Origin of the sequence: Motiliproteus sediminis, assembly GCF_017912535.1 — a bacterium.
GTDB lineage: Bacteria > Pseudomonadota > Gammaproteobacteria > Pseudomonadales > Balneatricaceae > Motiliproteus > Motiliproteus sediminis.
This window is the reverse complement of sequence record NZ_JAERQK010000001.1, coordinates 391836-408363: the sequence shown is the minus strand read 5'-3', so window position 1 is coordinate 408363 and position 16528 is coordinate 391836. Positions and strand designations below refer to the sequence as shown.

Genomic DNA, 16528 nt, shown 5'->3' with positions numbered 1-16528 from the left:
AGCGGTCCTTAGGGTTGTTTTTCCAGAGAGGCGCGCAGCGCGGCAGCCTGGGCTTCCAGCTGATCCAGCTTTTGCTGCAGCAGAGCGTCGTGACGATCTTCAATCCACTGGTACCACAAATTCATACCCTCACCGCTACGCGCCGACAACTGGATCACTTCGATATCGGGGTTAACCCGGCGAGCGTACTCGATACATTGATCGACATCGAAATCCAAGTAGGGCAATAGATCGGTCTTGTTAAGGATCATCAGATCGGCGGCATGGAACATGTCCGGATACTTGAGCGGTTTGTCCTCCCCCTCGGTGACCGACAGGATCGCCACCTTGTGCGCCTCGCCCAGATCGAACGCCGCCGGACATACCAGGTTGCCGACGTTTTCGATAAACAGCACTCCACGCTCACCCAGCTCAAACTGCTCCAGTGCATGCCCTACCATATGAGCATCCAGATGACAGCCTTTGCCGGTATTGATCTGCACCGCCTTCACCCCGGTAGCCCGGATACGGTCAGCGTCATTGGCGGTCTGCTGGTCGCCCTCGATCACACCAGCCTGATAACGCCCGCTGTTCTCCTCCAGCGTGCGTGTCAGCAGGGTGGTCTTGCCGGAACCGGGGCTGGAGACGAGATTGAGCGCCAGCATGTTAGCGGCGGCAAACCGGGCACGGTTTTCCGCCGCGTAGCGATCATTTTTGCCCAGGATATCCTGCTCAATCTGCACCATCCGTGCCTGACTCAAACCGGGCGCATGGGCCCCGGCGGCTCCCTTACCGTAGTGCAGGTCACCATGGTCTCCATGCTGGTGGCTGTGATGGTGATCATGGTGGTGGTTATCCAGGGTATGCGAGTGATGGTGGTGACCATGATCGTGGTGGTGTTCGTGTTCGTGGTGATCGTGACCGGAATGCAACGCATCCCCTTCAACGCGGGCGTTACCGCTGGCGCAGCCGCAGGTTGTACACATGCTGATATCCTCTTACTTCCGGGGGAATAGCGCGGCTATTCCACTTCCAGTTCTTTGATCCGCATCTCGTCCCCGCCGGTCATCTGGACCTGATAACCACCGCAGTGGGGACAAGGCTCGTAACGTGCCTGGTAGGCAAACTCTTTGCTGCATTCATGGCACCAACCGGTACCCGGCAGCTCGATTATCTCGAGCAGGGCGCCTTCGGCCAAGGTATTGCGGCACACCGCGTCGAAGCAGAAACGCATCGCTTCAGGTTCCACATGGGACAGTTGACCGATCTCCAGCCAAACGGTTTTGACCCGCGTAAACCCCTCGCTGGCCGCACTTTGCTCCAGCACCTGAATAACCCCCTCGGCCAGGGACATCTCATGCATCATACACCTCCAGTTCATAGGCCACACAGGGGTCCAGCGACATCACCTGCAACGCCAGCCAGCGCTGACGCATCGATGGGGGTACTGTGTTCCAGGGCGACACCGCGCGCGCGAGAACGCCCTTGGGGTGAAAGTTCCATTCCGTAGGCGCCAGTATACGGTAGTCGCTGACCCGATCGCGCTCAGCGGCGGCATAATGCAGCAACACACCACGTGCCGTTCGAACCCAACCGACACCATCACCATCCGACAGTGGCAGCCCCCCCGATACCGGCAACGCCACCCCGTTGCCGGTTAAATGGCGCACCAGTGAAACCAGCTCCAGCAGGCGCGCCAATAGACGTTGCAACGCTTGCGGCAGCGCCATCACGGAGTCGTTGGCAAACCAGGAGTGATCCTGCTGATACGCGCGGGCACCGGTTTCTACACAAGCCCCGCGCCATTGCGGCGCTGCCAGATAACTGTCTGTTTTCATGGCATGGGCGATCTCGCACAACTGCTCATCGCTCGGGCAGGCCAGTAAGGGCGTTGTTACCGCGGCGGCAGCACCACCGACTCCGAGCAATACCGCTTCGACTTCACGCAACAAACCGGCAGCGGGCGCATCGCTGTGATAAAGCCAGTGCAGCATCGCTTCGCCATCAGCGCTTGCCCACTGCGCCGGCGCCTCACCCAGCAACTGGGTGGTCAGATACTGATTCAGCAGCTCTCCGGAAGCCTCGCTCTCATCCTGCAACAGGGCATGGCGCAGCCGGGCAAAGGGAGCCATTGACAACGAAACCCCGGCCCACTGCGGCAGATCGATAGCGAACCGCCATATTCCCTCCAGAACAGCTTCTACGGCGGCAGCGCGTTCGCCGCTCTGTCGATCGGAGGGCGCCAATGCACCCGCGGCCTGCAGTGCCCTGTGGGCCGCCAGGGCCTGTGCGCGCCCACAGAGCGCATACAGCGCAGGCACCCGCTGGATAATTTCAGCGGCAGCGAATCCCCGCAGCGATGCGGTCAACTGTAAAGGTCGGGAGGAGCGGATCTCAACCTCGGCGTTGTGCTGCAACACAACGGAGATCTTTCCGGCAATACTCATGCGAAATGTCTCAGCAGGCTGGCGTGCCGCCGCTCGCCCACATCGGCTCAGGCGCTAACCGCATCGCCACCACGAAGAAAGTTGCGGCGCGACAGGTTGCAGCCTTTGGCTGGCTCTTCGTCCACCTGCACCACCGGCAGCGTGCGCAGCAGCCGCAGCACGTCCTGGGCGGTTTTGCGCAGTTCAAGGTGGTTGTTCCATTCATGCACCGGCGATGCCAACGAACAGCTCAGATAACTGCCTATGCCCTCTTCTTCCCGGGCAGAGAAGTTGTAGGCGCCTTGAGGAAAACTCAGGGCAATCTCCTCACCTTTGCGTTTCGCGGTATCAAACTCGGGCCAGGGCGCCCCCTGTTTGGGTACCACCAGCAGGTTCATGAACCAGGGAGTGATCAGCACACCCAACCAGTGGCCCTCCCACTCGTCGAACCCCACCGCTTCTACCCGAATTGCGGGGTTGACCACCGGCACATCCTGCATCCGCTGCCGATAGATATCGTTGAACACCTGCTCTAGCCGGGACGCCGGGTTGTCGACAAAACCGGCGAGCATGCGGCTCTCATTCACAGCTTGAATTGAAACATCACGACTCACAATTGTGTCCTCTTCAGGGTGCGGCTGCAGCATTCTCCGGCAGTAGTCCACTAACCTCTTTCAGGTATTCCAGTGCATCCAATGCACGCTGAGGCTCGATCTTTTCTACCGCGAAATCACCCACCTGAATCAGTAGATAATCGCCCAGCGCCACCTCTTCGGCCATCAGCAGCAGGCTCACCACCCGCTGCTGGCCCAAGCTTTCGACCGTGGCGGTCATGCCGTCCAGTGCAATCACCTGCGACGGTACGCCGATGCACATCAGCTGGCCTCCGCCACGCGGGCTTCGAGTACAACGCCCTGCGCGGCCAGCTCGGTTACGGTTGCCTCAAGCAACGCGTCAAGCAGCTGCCGCATCGACTCGCTGAGCTCGGTGCTAGTGTCCAGGGAAAATGGCACGACTCCGAACAGGGTCATTTTCTTGGGCATCTCACCGGTTACAGTCAGCACCCCCAACAGGTCGGAGATACCCAACTGGTGCGGTGAAATCTTATTCTTGAACAGTGCGGGCACTTCATCGTCCTGCAGCTTCACCAGTGTGCCAGGGGCAGCGCCGGTATTGACCGCATCGATCAGAATCAGATGCTCGCGACTGGCGATGGAGGACAACAACTCCATCCCGGCAGTGCCACCATCCATCACCTCAACACCTTCCGGAATCTGGTAGCGCTGCTCCAGTGCTTCAACCACACGCACACCGATACCTTCGTCCGTGAGCAGGATGTTGCCCACGCCCAAAACCAGAATACTCATTACTCTCTCCTCGTTCGCTTTCGCCAGCAACCAGAAACGCAAAAGCCGGTTTGTCCGGGAGGCATTGCGGCCTCCCTCACCGGCTTCCTTGCTGGCATGGGCTCGGCTTACAGCGCGCGAACTTTGACGATTTCGTTGTTCTCGGTATCGACCATGTGGATCGCACAGGCGATACAGGGGTCGAAGGAGTGTACCGTACGCAGCACTTCCAGCGGGCTTTCCGGGTTGGAAACCGGATTACCCAGCAGCGATGCCTCGTAAGGGCCGGGCTCATCCTTGGCATTACGCGGCCCGGCATTCCAGGTACTCGGCACCACCGCCTGGTAGTTCTTGATCTTGCCGTCTTCGATTACGCACCAGTGTGACAGTACCCCGCGCGGCGCTTCGTGGAAACCAACGCCACGAATTTCGCCCTTCGGGAACGACGGACGGTTGTAGGTATCGGTATCGCCGGAGGCGATATTGTTCACCAGCATCTGCCACTGCGCGTTCAGCTCATCCAGCATCACTGCGCAACGCACCGCCCGCGCGGCGTGACGACCCAAGGTCGAATGCAGGTGTTCGATACCCACACCACCCTTGCCACCCACCATCTTGTTGACCGTATTCAGGGTATCAACCAGGAAGTTCAGGTGGGTCTTGGTGGATTCGTGACCGGCAGCGGCCATACACAGGACGTTGGCCAGCGGACCGACCTGTGCCGGGCGTCCCTGGAAGGTGGGCGACTTGATCCAGGAATACTGGCCTTCGTCGTTGAAGTCATCGTAATTAGGAATGGTTTCACCATCCCAGGGGTGCAGCGGGGTTTCGCCGGTGTACCAAGAGTGCTTGGAACTCTCGGCCACGCCCTGCTTGAAGAACTCGTCCTGGAAGCTGGTAATCGGCTTGAAGGTGGACAGATCACCATTACGGATGTAACCACCGGGCATGGCGAACTTCGTGCCCTTGGCGTCGGTCGGCAGATCCGGCACACAAAGATAGTCGGTAACACCCTTGCCGTAACCTGCCCAGTCGGTGTAGAACGCGCCGACGGCAGCCAGATCCACCAGATAGGCATTCTTTACGAAGCTTTCCAGCTTGTCGATCAGGCTCTTGATGTAGACCAGACGCTCCATATTCAGCACCGACTGGCTGTTCATGTTGATGGAGTTGGTGACTCCACCCACGGCCAGGTTCTGGATATGCGGGGTCTTACCACCCAAGATGGTAACGATCTTGTTGGCTTCACGCTGGATCTCCAGCGCCTGCAGGTAGTGCGCGGCGGCGATCAGGTTGACCTCCGGCGGCAGTTTCATTGCGCTGTGACCCCAGTAGCCGTTGGCGAATACACCCAGCTGGCCGGAGTTGACGAAGCCCTTAAGCTTCTCCTGCACTTTGCGCATCTCGTGAACGCTGTTCATCTCCCAGCTGGAGAGGCTCTCAGCCAGTGCCGCCGCCTTGGCCGGGTCGGCATCCAGCGCGGAAACGATATCTACCCAGTCCAGCGCCGACAGGTGATAGAAATGAACAATGTGATCATGCACGCCGTGGGCGGTGATGATCAGGTTACGGATCAGCTGGGCGTTGACGGGTACTTCCAGATTCAACGCGTTTTCAACCGAACGTACCGACGCCAAAGCGTGGACGGTGGTGCAGACACCACAGATGCGTTGGGTAAACACCCAGGCATCCAGCGGATCACGGCCCTGCAGAATCTGCTCGATGCCGCGCCACATCTGCCCGGAGGACCAGGCCTTGGACACCTTGCCATTTTCCACCTCAACGTCGATACGGAGGTGACCTTCAATGCGTGTTACGGGGTCGACGACAATACGTTGTGCCACTGTAATTCTCCTAACTTTTCATCCGGCAGAGCCTCGGGCTCGCGCGATGGTGTTCTTATGTCGCCGGCTGTCGCCGGCGAGCTGTTATGCGTGTGCGTGAGCCTTGGGCAGTACCGGGAACATCTTGACGAAGAACAGGTAGCCCAAAATTTCGATAGCGACGATACCGATCGACACCAACAACTCCTTCACCGAGGGGAAGTAGATGTACCCGGCGCCGGGATCAAACCCAATCAGAAAGGCGTTGAAACGGTACAACGCGCCGGCCAGCAGCAGGCTGACGGCGGCGATCAGCAAAAAGCGCCCCTGTCGCACCAGGTTGGCACTACTGAGCACCACCAGCGGGATCAGGAACAGCACCATCTCCAGCAGGAACATGTTGCCCTGCAGGGTGCCGCTGAACGCTGCTCCCAGCACGCCGCGATACAGCAGATCACCCAGGCGCACGATAAAGAACAGCACCAGCAACGCGCGGATCACCTTGATCAGGCCTCGATGCAGATGGGTTTCCGAGGGCTGACGCAGCCCAACGGTGGCCATCGATCCCTCGAAGATGACGATGGAGAAGCCCAGCATCATCGCGGTGGTAATCGCCAGCACCGGCATCAGGTACGCAGACTGCCACAACGGGTGAACCTTGCCGCCCATCGCAATCAGCAATGACCCCAGCGAGGACTGGTGCATGGTTGGCAGCAGCACGCCGATGGCAATAAAGATAAACAGAATTTTCTCGAGCTTTTTCTTCCACTCGTCAGCGCGGAACTTCTCGAAAATAACCGGCAGGAACTCGATAAACAGCACGATACTGTAGGCGGCCACACAGAGCCCCACTTCCAGCATCACCGAGTTGAAGTTCTGCTGGGCCGGATTGAACATCTGATAGAAGTTCCAGTAACGCCCCATATCGACAATGGCGCCAAGACCACCCAGGCTGTAGCCAAACAGGCTGGCCAGCAGTGCCGGGCGAACCAGCGGGTGATACTTGCCTTTGTTGGCGATATAGACCGTCAACGCCAGCACATACCCCCCACAGGCGAATCCGGTACCGACGACGATGTCGTAGACCACCCAGATTCCCCAGGGGAAGCCGTCATTCAGATTGGTAACCGCACCAAGGCCGTACATAAAGCGCTCGACCAGCAGTACCACCGCAATCAGCGCCAATGCACTGAGAAACAGAAACGGCAGGGTAATCAGGCGCCCACCGATGGGAGCGTGTTCGTGGTGATGACTCATACCTCGTCCTCCCCTTCTTTATCGGTTTCCTTGCAGCTGCGCCGGGCGAAGTAGAGCAGCCCCGCCAGCAGACCGGCAGGGGCCAGCATGCCACCATAAATGGTGTGTTGAACCGTTTCCGACACCGACGCATAGGAGCGTTCCGGCAGGTCGGGCAGTCCCAGCTTGGTGTGTTCCATACCGGCAATCACCATCACCTGTGTACCACCACCTTCATGCTCACCGAAGATATGCTGGGTATAGTCCGGCGCCGCTTTAACGTGTCCGTAGGTCGAGCCAACCCGCTCCAGCGGGTAGGTGTAATCCTCACCCGGCTTCAGCGCCAGACGACGCTTGGCTTCCTGCAACAGCTCCTCGCGGGTACCGAAGATATTGGCACCGGTCGGGCAGACTTCGACGCAGCCCGGATTCAGACCTTTATTGATCCTCTCTACGCCCTTCTGGTTACACAGCTGGCATTTCTGGATCTGGCCGAACGCCTCGTCGTACTCGTACTTGGGTACGTTGTAGGGGCATGCGGCAACGCAATAGCGGCATCCGATACAAGCGTCAGGATTGTGACTGACAATCCCGGTTTCCGGATCTTTCTGCATCGCACTGACCGGGCACACGGAAACACAGCCCGCATCCACGCAGTGCATGCAGTTGCGCTTGATAAAGGCGAACCCGTCAACGGCGCTGTTCTTGGTTTCGCCAGTGCCCTGCTTGTAAGCCTTGATAATATTCAGAGTATCGCCGGAGAGCTCCTCCGCCTGATCCCACTGCACCTCGCCGTCGCGGACGACGTTGGGCATATCGTTCACTTCCTTGCACTTGTATACGCATGCCCGGCAACCGATACAGAGGGTTGAGTCGTACAACATACCAACGGCATTGTCCGGCACGGGCAGGTTTCCCCGCGCCTCTGCCGCGCCGCTGGTGGTGGCTATCAGCGCTCCGCTTCCTGCCACCTTGAGAAAATCACGTCGATTCATGATCGCCTCCGGTTCAGGATTGAGAGTCGTTATCAGACTGTTCGGACGCTTCGGCCTTACCCAGCTGCTTGACTGCCACCGCCGTGGCCCCAAGAACGGCGCCACCAACCGCACCCAGCAGCGCTGCGGCACCCGGCGTCACACCCTGTCCGACCGGTTCGGCAATGCCGGGGAAAGTCGTAGGCGGCGTGACGGTAATCACGTCAGCCAGCTGGTGAATCCCTTTTTCAAAACCAACCCCCTGCTCGGTACAACCGAAACAGGGATGACCGACGCCGACCGGCCAGGCGCCACCGCCCACATCTCCAAACTCCACCGCCGGGCAATTGGCATAGGTTTCCGGCCCTTTGCAGCCAAGCTTGTAAAGACAGAACCCCTGTTTATGCCCCTCGTCACCGAACTCCAGCGCAAACCGTCCCGCGTCGAAGTGCGGACGGCGCTCGCAGTTCTCGTGAATCAGGCGGCCGTAAGCAAACTTGGGGCGGTTCAGATGGTCCAGCTCCGGCAGCGTACCAAAGGTCACCAGATGCAGAACCGTGGAAAGGAAGTTATAGGGATTCGGCGGGCAACCGGGGATATTAACGACCGTCTTGTCGGTAAGCACCTTATCAACTGGCGTTGCTTCGGTGGGGTTGGGACCCGCCGAAGGCACCCCTCCCCAAGCCGCACATGATCCGATGGAAATGATCGCGGCAGCACCCTCTGCCGCCTCGCGGACATGATCAACGATGGGCTTGCCCGCCACCTTACAGTAGATGCCGCCATCCTTCATCGGGATGGAGCCATCAACTACCAGCACGTACTTTCCCCAGTTCTCTTTCATGGAGTGCTGTTTGGCTTCTTCCGCCGCATGCCCTGCAGGCACAGACAAGGTCTCGTGGTAGTCGAGCGAAACCAGATCAAGAATAAGATGCTCAAGAGACGGATGATTGGCCCGCAGCAACGACTCGGTACAACCGGTACACTCCTGGGCTGACAACCAGATCACCGCGGGGCGGCGCGGATTGGCGATCGCGTGCGCCATCTGCACCCCGGCGCCGGCAGACAAGCCAAGTGTCGCCGCCACACCGGTACAAAATTTCATGAAGGTTCGGCGACTGACACCCAACCGCTCTGCTACTTGCTGTAGCTCGTTATTATTCATCGTTCGTCCTTCCTACCTAATGCCCTGTCTGTTTTATTCATCCGCCGGCTACACGGCGCAAGACTTCGCAGCCCCATGGCTGGCCCCAGCCTGACCAGCAACAGAGACAAGAAACATGCCACTTGACATATCGCACCAGCAAGAAGATTTACAATTACTTAACAATGAGTTACAGGCGTTATACGAAGGTCTAACAAGCCACAGAAGCGACACATGAAGCCCACTTGCTTTCACCAAGTGAAAACAAAGTATCCACCAGGAGCCGCACCAATCTTGCTATTTCGAGCAAAAAAAAAGCGCCCCCGCGGACGCGGGAGCGCTGAAAAAACCTCATTACAGGGTGAGGCATGAGGTTGTCAGTCGTGAAATCGGCTAAACAACTACGCGAAGCTCTTTAGCACACCCAAAACAAAGCACAGCCTATGCCAAGAAAATATTTCGCACTCTTTTCATTCGGTTACAAAAAAAATAGTATTTAAACAAACAACCCGTAGGTGGCAAACTGGTCATTCTGACGCACAAGCGGAAACAAAATTACCACCCAGCAGCAGCCCGTGCTATGCACGCTCCTGCATGGAGATCACTCCGTCATCTTCACCCATACCCGAGAGCTCATCATTCATCCAGGCCAGCACCTCATCGGAAGTATGGAACGCCGGCTTGCCCGTCCACAGGGTGGACATCAGGTTGCCGAACTCCAGCACCAACTGACGATAATGATTACTAAACAAACGCGGCCCCAAGCGGGCACTGAACCATTTCAGCAACACGCGACGTTCGCGCTCCTGATTGGTACTTACATGCTCTTTAAGCGAATCGAGCAACAGCTCAAGTCGTTCCCGGTCCTTGGTAGAGAGCTCCGCATCCATGGTCACGATCTGCAACTCGAGCCAGATGTCCGCTAACGGCTTTATGCTCTGAGTCATCACACGCCACCTCAGTTGGTTGATGAAAATCGCCCTGTTATATTAGCACACACAGATGGATTACGATCGGATATACACGAACCCTTCAGCCAGGGCAACCGAACGAACTCTACCCGAAACCAGCCATACCCCGGAACAGACACCGGGGCGGTTTCCTTATAAGTGTAGCCGAACCACACCGGGATGCTACGCCCCATGACAACAAGATGAAGACCATTTAGGGCATTGCCCCCCCACTACCCTGGGCCGGCGGTATGTTATAGTGGCGCAACATTTTTACACAGCACACCAGCACAATGAAAAACTCCCTTTCTGATCAATTACTCAATCTGGGCCTGACCAACAAACAAAAAGTACAACAAGCACGGACGGCCAAAAAGAAGCAACAGAAAAAGAGCAAAACCAACCTGCCTGACCATCAGAACGACAACCTGAAGAGCCAGATTGACCAGGCCAGAGAGGACAAGGTTGCACGCGACCGCGAACTTAACCGACAGCGCGAAGCAGAGAAGCAGCGCCGCGCCATCGAAGCGCAGATCCGCCAGTTGATTGAGCAACACGCGCAAACCATACCCAAGGATGCGGAACTGCCATACCAGTTTGCCCACCAGCGCAAGATAAAAAAGCTTTATATCAACGAGCAGCTCCAGAATCAGCTACTCAAAGGCTGGCTTGCTATAGCCTTTCTTGAAGAAGGGCGTTACTTTCTGGTGCCCGACGCCATCGCCGCGCGCATCGAACAGCGCGATGCCGACCGGGTAATTCGCATCGAACAAGAGGAGCTCAGTGACGACGATCCGTACAAGGATTACCCCATCCCTGACGACCTGATGTGGTAAGTATCCGGGGCGCGATCTCAACAGCGAAAACAAACAGACGCGCCCACCTTCCTCGGCTTTCTCTACTAGGCGCCTAAAGATCCTCCAGACACATCGCATTAAGCGCTAACCGGATTGCACGAGGCAACACCGGACCATTGACTTGACGCCATCGCGACGGGGCCGCTCGCATAATGGCACCCCCCCCCCTTGCTGCTGCAACGATGCTGATCATCCAAGACATCAGCCACCCCGCTCCTTACGATGACCGACGACGAAAGACACGGCATCACCATCACCAAGGAGCAACATTGTCGCATCCACCCGCCGCACACAGCTCAGCAACAAGCCGCTCGGCCATCGACTCTCGCAATAGCGACTTCCTAACGACAGCAGCAATAGTGAAAAGTGACTTTTCGCACCGCAACTAACGCAAGCGCGTTAGCTAGAAGCAGCCACCAAAACGCCAAAAACTTTCTTTGTATACATATAGATAACTACAGAAATAACGATGCAATACTAAAGTCAAAGACAAAAACACTTTGCAGACGCAACATAAATCGATTAATTTTCTGTGACGCGCACGTTAAGCTTTGTTGACGCGCACGTAAACCAACCCTCCAAGGGCAACCAAACAACAACAAAGTGCGGCCACAGCCACACCACCAGCGAAGGTACAAGCTATGATTATTGAGTGTATCCGTAACGATGGCTTTGAAGATCAACTGACCACCGATAGCGCATATCAGGTCAAAGAGATGGGCGAAAACTCTTACTTGATCGAGAATGACAACGAAGAGCCTCGCTGGTATGGCCGTCAACACTTTCGCCTGAATCGCGAACACTAACCCTGCTCGACGACCACAGCCCGTCGGTCAGACAAAAAAAGCCAGCGCGTTGCGCTGGCTTTTTTATAGAGTCCGAGCAAGTTACCAAGTATCAAGCAAGATCATGCAACTGCTTTATCCGCTCAAGCACTTTGACTGCCAACTGATCCGACTGAAACTTGGGCAAGAAGTCATTGCAGCCAACCTTCTCCACCATTGCCTTATTGAATGAGCCCGACATGGAGGTATGCAGCATGATGTAAAGACTGCGTAACTGATCGTCACGCCGAATTTCCGTTGTCAACCGATAACCGTCCATCTCCGGCATCTCGGCGTCAGTAATCAGCATCAGAAAACGCTGCCCCACATCCTCGCCTTGCGATGCGAATGCGCGTAACTGCTCCAGTGCGTCGGCGCCGTTAACCGCCTCTACCAGCCTGACACCGAGGTGAGCCAAAGTGTGGCGAACCTGATCCCGCGCCGTGTGCGAATCATCGACTATCATGATCTCCCGCCCTTCCGCCAGTTCGCGGGCTCGCTGATCCACCAGCTCCGGAGAGATATCGGTTGTGGCGGGTACGATTTCAGCCAACACTTTCTCCACATCGACAATCTCGACCAGCCGGTTGTCCTCCAGCCGCGTTATTGCGGTCAGATAATGCGCGCGTCCGGCGGTCTTGGGCGGCGGCATGACATCAGACCAATCCAGGTTAAGAATTCTATCGACATCGCTGACCAGAAAACCCTGCACGGTACCGTTGTACTCAGCCACGATCAGATGGGCATCCGCGGTATCGGGAATCGGAGCCATACCAATTGCAGCACTGAGGTCGATAACCGGCAGCGTGTGACCACGCATATTAGTGACACCACGAATCACCGAGTGAGAATTGGGCAAGGCGTTAAGATGCGGGAGCTTCAACACCTCCTTCACCTTAAACACATTGATCGCGAACAGCTGATTACGCCCAAGGCGGAACAACAACAATTCGAAACGGTTCTGCCCTACCAGCTGCGTTCGCTGGTCAACGGAATCGAGTATTCCTGACATATAAAGAAGGCCTGCCTGCTCGTGCTAGTACTTGTTGTCTGCTGCCAACCTGCCCCGGCAGCACATAAGAAGGAAGAATAACGTAAAATCAGCCACTGCTTGAGAGCCAGCACAGGACATAGATCAACAATGGGCGCAAAAACAGCATATCTCATCGATATTGCGGTCAATTTGACCGATTCGGCTTTTCAAGATGACCTCGACGAGGTGCTCCTGCGCGCTCGCGCCTCAGGAATCGAAAAAATAGTTGTCACTGCCAGTAATATCAACGAATGCCTCCAGGCACTCGAACTGTGCCAGCTCTACCCACAGCAACTCGCTTGCACTGCCGGTGTTCACCCTCATCACGCCAAGGACTGGCAGCCCGACGACCAGCAACGACTGCGCAAACTTCTGTCTCACCCTGCCGTCCACGCTGTCGGCGAGACGGGCCTGGATTACAACCGGGACTTTTCACCGCGGCCCAGGCAGCGCGAGGTATTTGAGCAACAACTGCAACTGGCTGCAGACAGCGGCTATCCCATACTATTGCACGAACGTGACGCCCATGAGGACTTTGTCACCCTACTAGCACGCTACCGTCGCGAGCTTCCCGCCGCCCTGCTGCACTGCTTTACCGGCAGCAAAGAGGAGCTGACGCGTTACCGCGAGCTGGACCTGTACATTGGAATCACCGGCTGGATTTGTGACGAACGTCGCGGACTGCACCTGCGGGAGCTGATTAAGGAGATACCCGCTGATCGACTGCTACTGGAAACAGACTCCCCCTACCTGCTGCCGCGCACTCTCAAGCCGAAACCCAAGTCACGCCGTAACGAGCCCGCTTATCTTAGTCACATCTGCGCTGAAGTCGCCGCCATTTTGGGCATAACCAGTGAAGAGCTAGCCGCCCGGACAAGCCGTAACGCAGAGCGTTTTTTCAACCTCTTGCGCTGACAGCAGTCAAAAACCTCGCAACCTGCTCAGCATCAAACGGCCAGTCCAGCGTTTCACCGGAAACACTGTCTTCCAGCACCGGTATCCGCACACCCAGGCGCTCCACCATCCGGTCATCATCGGCGATGTCGATCAGTTCGACTTGGACGCGTTCAAAATCAATGCAGTGTGCCAATAGCTGCTCGGCCACCTCACAGAGGTGGCAGCCCGAAGTGCCGTAAAGCCGCAACTGAGTCATGGGCGTCTCCTGAGCCAAAAGTCCGAATACTAACAAAGAGCGTGCGGATACCAAAGAATCAGGGATAGCCCGCCAACTTGGGGTATAATTGCCAACGTTTTGCGTCTTTTTCGCATCTGCGGTACAAAGACCACTGGCCCAGCCGAAATGAGAGCTTGAGTTTATGGATAGCAAGGATACCAATACCGCGCAGGAGTTTTTCACTGCGATGAATGCGGAAGCCCACAAGGTGATGGAACTATTTGCCGGCAAGGTCGGTGAGGAGTACCTCGACAACCTCAACAGCGCTTGGGGACAGCTTCTCAGCCGCCCTACCGACCCGCAGGGTTGGCTCGATGCGGTGACTGAATACCAGCGTAGCCAGATGCAGTTTTGGGCCGGTATCCTGACGGGAGGCAAGGCGGTCGAAGCCGCGCCGCAGCCCGGCGACCGCCGTTTTGCCGCTGAAGAATGGAGCGAAAGTCCGGTTTTCAATTACATCAAGGAATCCTATCTGATCGCATCCAACATGCTGAACAAGATGGTTTCCAGCGTTAATCTGGACGAAAAGTCGCAGCAGAAGCTGGAGTTCTACACCCAGCAGTATATCGATGCGATGTCGCCAACCAATTTCGCTGCCACCAACCCGGAAGTTATCCAGCAAGCGGTTGAAACCAAGGGCCAGAGTCTGATCGACGGCCTGCAAAACCTGCTCGGCGATATGGAAAAAGGCCGCATCAGCATGACCGACGAAGAGGCGTTCGTGCTGGGTGAAAACATCGCCACCACCGAAGGTGCGGTCGTGTTCGAGAACGAACTGCTGCAGTTGATCCAGTACAAGCCGCTGACAGAAAAAGTAAACGAGCGGCCGACACTGATCGTGCCGCCCTGTATCAACAAGTTCTACATTCTTGACCTGCAACCGGGCAATTCGTTCGTCAAGTATGCAGTGGAACAGGGTCAGACCGTATTCCTCGTCTCCTGGGTTAATGCCAGCCCCGAACAGAGCAACCTCTCTTGGGACGATTATGTAGGTAACGGCGTTCTTGAAGCGCTGGAGGCGGTCAAGTCCATTTCCGGCTCCAACAAGGTCAACACGGTTGCCTGGTGTGTCGGCGGTACGATTCTGGCTAGCGCGCTGGCGGTTCTGTCTGCGCGCAAAGACACCAGTGTGGCGTCTGCGACTTTCCTGACCACACTTACCGATTTTGCCGAGCCAGGTGATCTGGGAGTGTTCATCGACAAAGAGCAGATCGAGCAACTGCTGAAGAAAGTGCATTCTGAGGGCGTGCTCAACGGTCGCAACCTATCTACCACGTTCAATATGTTGCGCTCCAATGATCTGATCTGGTCTTACGTGGTGAATAACTACCTTAAAGGCCAAGCTCCGGCACCTTTCGACATCCTCTACTGGAACAGCGACCCAACTAACCTGCCCGCGTCCATGTACGACTTTTATATTCGCAACATGTACCTGGATAACGCATTGGCGCAACCCGGCAAGCTGACGGTCTGCGGCGAATCTGTTGACCTCACCAAGATCAAGGTGCCTTGCTACTTCCTGTCGTGCATCGAAGATCACATCGCGCCCTGGAAAAGCACCTTCACCGGTAGCGAAAACTTCAGCAACTGCGAATTTGTGCTTGGCGCCAGCGGACATATCGCCGGTGTGATCAATCCGGCCTCCAAAAACCGTCGCAACTACTGGACTGGCGGAGACTCCGGAAAAGGGGCTGATCATTGGCTGGAAACCGCAGAACGCCAGGAAGGCAGCTGGTGGCCTCACTGGTCCGGCTGGTTGAAGAAGCGCGGCGGCAAGCAGGTTGAGGCACCCAGCGCGCTGGGCAACGAAACCCATCCTGTGATCGAGCCGGCACCCGGCCGCTACGTTGCCAAGCGTCTGGACTAATCATTGCTCCAGCAGCCAGAAAGGGCGGCCTTCAGGCCGCCCTTTTTATTGCGCCCGTTCTTCGCTAGGCAGCGCCACGCCGCTATCCTAAAATGGCAGCTTAACGGTAACCAGAGCACCATCCATGAGCACCATCAACTGGCAAACCACCTTCGCTGCTCTCTGGCGCCCTCGCACCGGCCAACTGCGCGCCGTCAGCCAACTGGACCCCACGAGGCTTGAGCAACTACTGGGAATCGAGCGACAGAAGCACGCTCTTTGCGCCAACACCGAACGGTTTCTGCAGCGACTACCCGCCAACAACGCTCTGCTCTGGGGCGCGCGCGGTACCGGCAAGTCATCGCTAATCAAAGCGCTGATCAACCACTACGGAGATCAAGGACTGCGAGTTGTCCAGATCGACCGTGATCAGCTGATTGAACTACCTGAGATTGTCGATGAATTACGCGAGCAGCCCTATCGCTTTATCGTTTACACCGATGACCTGTCATTCGAACAGGGTGACAACAGCTACCGAGCGCTCAAAACCGTGCTGGACGGCTCACTGGAGCTGCCACCCGAGAACGTCCTGATCTACGCCACCTCCAATCGCCGCCACCTGTTGCCGGAGTCGATGCAGGACAATCTCGACAGCCGGGTCACCAGCACGGAGCTGCACTATGCCGACGCAGTGGAGGAAAAGATTTCCCTGTCCGATCGCTTCGGCCTGTGGCTATCCTTCTACGCCGTCAGCCAAAGCGACTACCTGATGATGGTAGACGCCCTGTTCCCCGACTGCGAATACCGCGCCGCACTTCACCTCGAAGCCATTCGTTTCGCCACCGGCAAAGGCGCACGCAGCGGGCGTACGGCCCGGCAGTTCTTTAACCACCGGGGCTCGCATTCCGGCTGACTT

18 protein-coding genes are annotated in these 16528 nt (G+C 56.9%); 5 read left to right on the top strand and 13 right to left on the bottom strand.

What is annotated here, in order from left to right; genetic code table 11:
* Positions 1 to 8: 8 nt before the first annotated feature.
* From hypB to JJQ76_RS01935, 11 genes are all read right to left on the bottom strand, one after another.
* On the bottom strand, positions 9 to 965 hold the full coding sequence (hypB, locus tag JJQ76_RS01985; RefSeq protein ID WP_210394945.1) for a hydrogenase nickel incorporation protein HypB: 957 nt from the start codon (positions 963 to 965) through the stop codon (positions 9 to 11).
* Between the two features lie 35 nt (positions 966 to 1000).
* Positions 1001 to 1342: a hydrogenase maturation nickel metallochaperone HypA gene (gene hypA, locus JJQ76_RS01980; RefSeq protein WP_210394944.1), complete on the bottom strand. Its 342-nt coding sequence runs from the start codon at positions 1340 to 1342 to the stop codon at positions 1001 to 1003.
* A complete protein-coding gene (locus JJQ76_RS01975) occupies positions 1335 to 2426 on the bottom strand; it encodes a nickel-dependent hydrogenase large subunit (RefSeq protein WP_210394943.1) in 1092 nt (363 codons plus the stop codon). Before JJQ76_RS01975 ends, hypA begins: the two co-directional genes overlap by 8 nt.
* Positions 2427 to 2473: 47 nt before the next feature.
* A complete protein-coding gene (hybE, locus tag JJQ76_RS01970) occupies positions 2474 to 2977 on the bottom strand; it encodes a [NiFe]-hydrogenase assembly chaperone HybE (protein ID WP_210394942.1) in 504 nt (167 codons plus the stop codon).
* 55 nt (positions 2978 to 3032) lie between these two features.
* Positions 3033 to 3281: a HypC/HybG/HupF family hydrogenase formation chaperone gene (locus tag JJQ76_RS01965; protein ID WP_210394941.1), complete on the bottom strand. Its 249-nt coding sequence runs from the start codon at positions 3279 to 3281 to the stop codon at positions 3033 to 3035.
* Positions 3281 to 3772: a HyaD/HybD family hydrogenase maturation endopeptidase gene (locus JJQ76_RS01960; protein WP_210394940.1), complete on the bottom strand. Its 492-nt coding sequence runs from the start codon at positions 3770 to 3772 to the stop codon at positions 3281 to 3283. The genes JJQ76_RS01965 and JJQ76_RS01960 overlap by 1 nt, the downstream gene beginning before the upstream one ends.
* A gap of 107 nt (positions 3773 to 3879) precedes the next feature.
* Positions 3880 to 5595: a nickel-dependent hydrogenase large subunit gene (locus tag JJQ76_RS01955; protein ID WP_210394939.1), complete on the bottom strand. Its 1716-nt coding sequence runs from the start codon at positions 5593 to 5595 to the stop codon at positions 3880 to 3882.
* A gap of 84 nt (positions 5596 to 5679) precedes the next feature.
* Positions 5680 to 6831, bottom strand: coding sequence for a Ni/Fe-hydrogenase cytochrome b subunit (gene hybB / locus JJQ76_RS01950; RefSeq protein WP_210394938.1), 1152 nt, complete (start codon positions 6829 to 6831; stop codon positions 5680 to 5682).
* Positions 6828 to 7805 carry a hydrogenase 2 operon protein HybA gene (hybA, locus tag JJQ76_RS01945; protein WP_210394937.1) on the bottom strand — a complete coding sequence of 326 codons (978 nt, stop codon included), beginning with the start codon at positions 7803 to 7805 and terminating at the stop codon, positions 6828 to 6830. The genes hybB and hybA overlap by 4 nt, the downstream gene beginning before the upstream one ends.
* Before the next feature lie 13 nt (positions 7806 to 7818).
* On the bottom strand, positions 7819 to 8949 hold the full coding sequence (locus tag JJQ76_RS01940; protein ID WP_210394936.1) for a hydrogenase small subunit: 1131 nt from the start codon (positions 8947 to 8949) through the stop codon (positions 7819 to 7821).
* Between the two features lie 557 nt (positions 8950 to 9506).
* Positions 9507 to 9875, bottom strand: coding sequence for a hypothetical protein (locus JJQ76_RS01935; protein WP_210394935.1), 369 nt, complete (start codon positions 9873 to 9875; stop codon positions 9507 to 9509).
* 296 nt (positions 9876 to 10171) lie between these two features.
* On the opposite strand from JJQ76_RS01935, the gene JJQ76_RS01930 reads away from it, so the two are divergent.
* Both JJQ76_RS01930 and JJQ76_RS01925 read left to right on the top strand, forming a co-directional pair.
* Positions 10172 to 10714 carry a DUF2058 domain-containing protein gene (locus JJQ76_RS01930; protein ID WP_210394934.1) on the top strand — a complete coding sequence of 181 codons (543 nt, stop codon included), beginning with the start codon at positions 10172 to 10174 and terminating at the stop codon, positions 10712 to 10714.
* Between the two features lie 662 nt (positions 10715 to 11376).
* A complete protein-coding gene (locus JJQ76_RS01925; protein WP_210394933.1) occupies positions 11377 to 11541 on the top strand; it encodes a hypothetical protein in 165 nt (54 codons plus the stop codon).
* Positions 11542 to 11632: 91 nt separating this feature from the next.
* On the opposite strand, the gene JJQ76_RS01920 is transcribed toward JJQ76_RS01925, so the two are convergent.
* Positions 11633 to 12571, bottom strand: coding sequence for a chemotaxis protein CheV (locus JJQ76_RS01920; protein WP_210394932.1), 939 nt, complete (start codon positions 12569 to 12571; stop codon positions 11633 to 11635).
* 129 nt (positions 12572 to 12700) lie between these two features.
* Here JJQ76_RS01920 and JJQ76_RS01915 point away from each other — a divergent pair, with 129 nt between their 5' ends.
* Positions 12701 to 13507 (top strand): TatD family hydrolase, encoded by an 807-nt coding sequence (locus JJQ76_RS01915; RefSeq protein WP_210394931.1) that lies wholly within the window; start codon positions 12701 to 12703, stop codon positions 13505 to 13507.
* Here JJQ76_RS01915 and JJQ76_RS01910 read toward each other — a convergent pair.
* Entirely contained in the window at positions 13491 to 13745 is a 255-nt protein-coding gene (locus JJQ76_RS01910) for a glutaredoxin family protein (protein ID WP_210394930.1), read from the bottom strand. The two genes, JJQ76_RS01915 and JJQ76_RS01910, sit on opposite strands and share 17 nt — an antisense overlap.
* Positions 13746 to 13908: 163 nt before the next feature.
* Here JJQ76_RS01910 and JJQ76_RS01905 point away from each other — a divergent pair, with 163 nt between their 5' ends.
* Both JJQ76_RS01905 and JJQ76_RS01900 read left to right on the top strand, forming a co-directional pair.
* A complete protein-coding gene (locus tag JJQ76_RS01905) occupies positions 13909 to 15633 on the top strand; it encodes a PHA/PHB synthase family protein (protein WP_210394929.1) in 1725 nt (574 codons plus the stop codon).
* A 124-nt stretch (positions 15634 to 15757) separates the two neighbouring features.
* The gene (locus JJQ76_RS01900; protein ID WP_210394928.1) at positions 15758 to 16525 is read left to right on the top strand and encodes an ATP-binding protein; all 768 of its coding nucleotides are present in this window, start codon (positions 15758 to 15760) and stop codon (positions 16523 to 16525) included.
* Positions 16526 to 16528: the final 3 nt, after the last annotated feature.

Coding starts and splice junctions, on each gene's coding strand:
- hypB (WP_210394945.1), bottom strand. CDS start 965: ATGTGTACAACCTGCGGCTGCGCCAGCGGTAACGCCCGCGTTGAAGGG.
- hypA (WP_210394944.1), bottom strand. CDS start 1,342: ATGCATGAGATGTCCCTGGCCGAGGGGGTTATTCAGGTGCTGGAGCAA.
- JJQ76_RS01975 (WP_210394943.1), bottom strand. CDS start 2,426: ATGAGTATTGCCGGAAAGATCTCCGTTGTGTTGCAGCACAACGCCGAG.
- hybE (WP_210394942.1), bottom strand. CDS start 2,977: ATGCTCGCCGGTTTTGTCGACAACCCGGCGTCCCGGCTAGAGCAGGTG.
- JJQ76_RS01965 (WP_210394941.1), bottom strand. CDS start 3,281: ATGTGCATCGGCGTACCGTCGCAGGTGATTGCACTGGACGGCATGACC.
- JJQ76_RS01960 (WP_210394940.1), bottom strand. CDS start 3,772: ATGAGTATTCTGGTTTTGGGCGTGGGCAACATCCTGCTCACGGACGAA.
- hybB (WP_210394938.1), bottom strand. CDS start 6,831: ATGAGTCATCACCACGAACACGCTCCCATCGGTGGGCGCCTGATTACC.
- hybA (WP_210394937.1), bottom strand. CDS start 7,805: ATGAATCGACGTGATTTTCTCAAGGTGGCAGGAAGCGGAGCGCTGATA.
- JJQ76_RS01940 (WP_210394936.1), bottom strand. CDS start 8,949: ATGAATAATAACGAGCTACAGCAAGTAGCAGAGCGGTTGGGTGTCAGT.
- JJQ76_RS01935 (WP_210394935.1), bottom strand. CDS start 9,875: ATGACTCAGAGCATAAAGCCGTTAGCGGACATCTGGCTCGAGTTGCAG.
- JJQ76_RS01930 (WP_210394934.1), top strand. CDS start 10,172: ATGAAAAACTCCCTTTCTGATCAATTACTCAATCTGGGCCTGACCAAC.
- JJQ76_RS01925 (WP_210394933.1), top strand. CDS start 11,377: ATGATTATTGAGTGTATCCGTAACGATGGCTTTGAAGATCAACTGACC.
- JJQ76_RS01920 (WP_210394932.1), bottom strand. CDS start 12,571: ATGTCAGGAATACTCGATTCCGTTGACCAGCGAACGCAGCTGGTAGGG.
- JJQ76_RS01915 (WP_210394931.1), top strand. CDS start 12,701: ATGGGCGCAAAAACAGCATATCTCATCGATATTGCGGTCAATTTGACC.
- JJQ76_RS01910 (WP_210394930.1), bottom strand. CDS start 13,745: ATGACTCAGTTGCGGCTTTACGGCACTTCGGGCTGCCACCTCTGTGAG.
- JJQ76_RS01905 (WP_210394929.1), top strand. CDS start 13,909: ATGGATAGCAAGGATACCAATACCGCGCAGGAGTTTTTCACTGCGATG.
- JJQ76_RS01900 (WP_210394928.1), top strand. CDS start 15,758: ATGAGCACCATCAACTGGCAAACCACCTTCGCTGCTCTCTGGCGCCCT.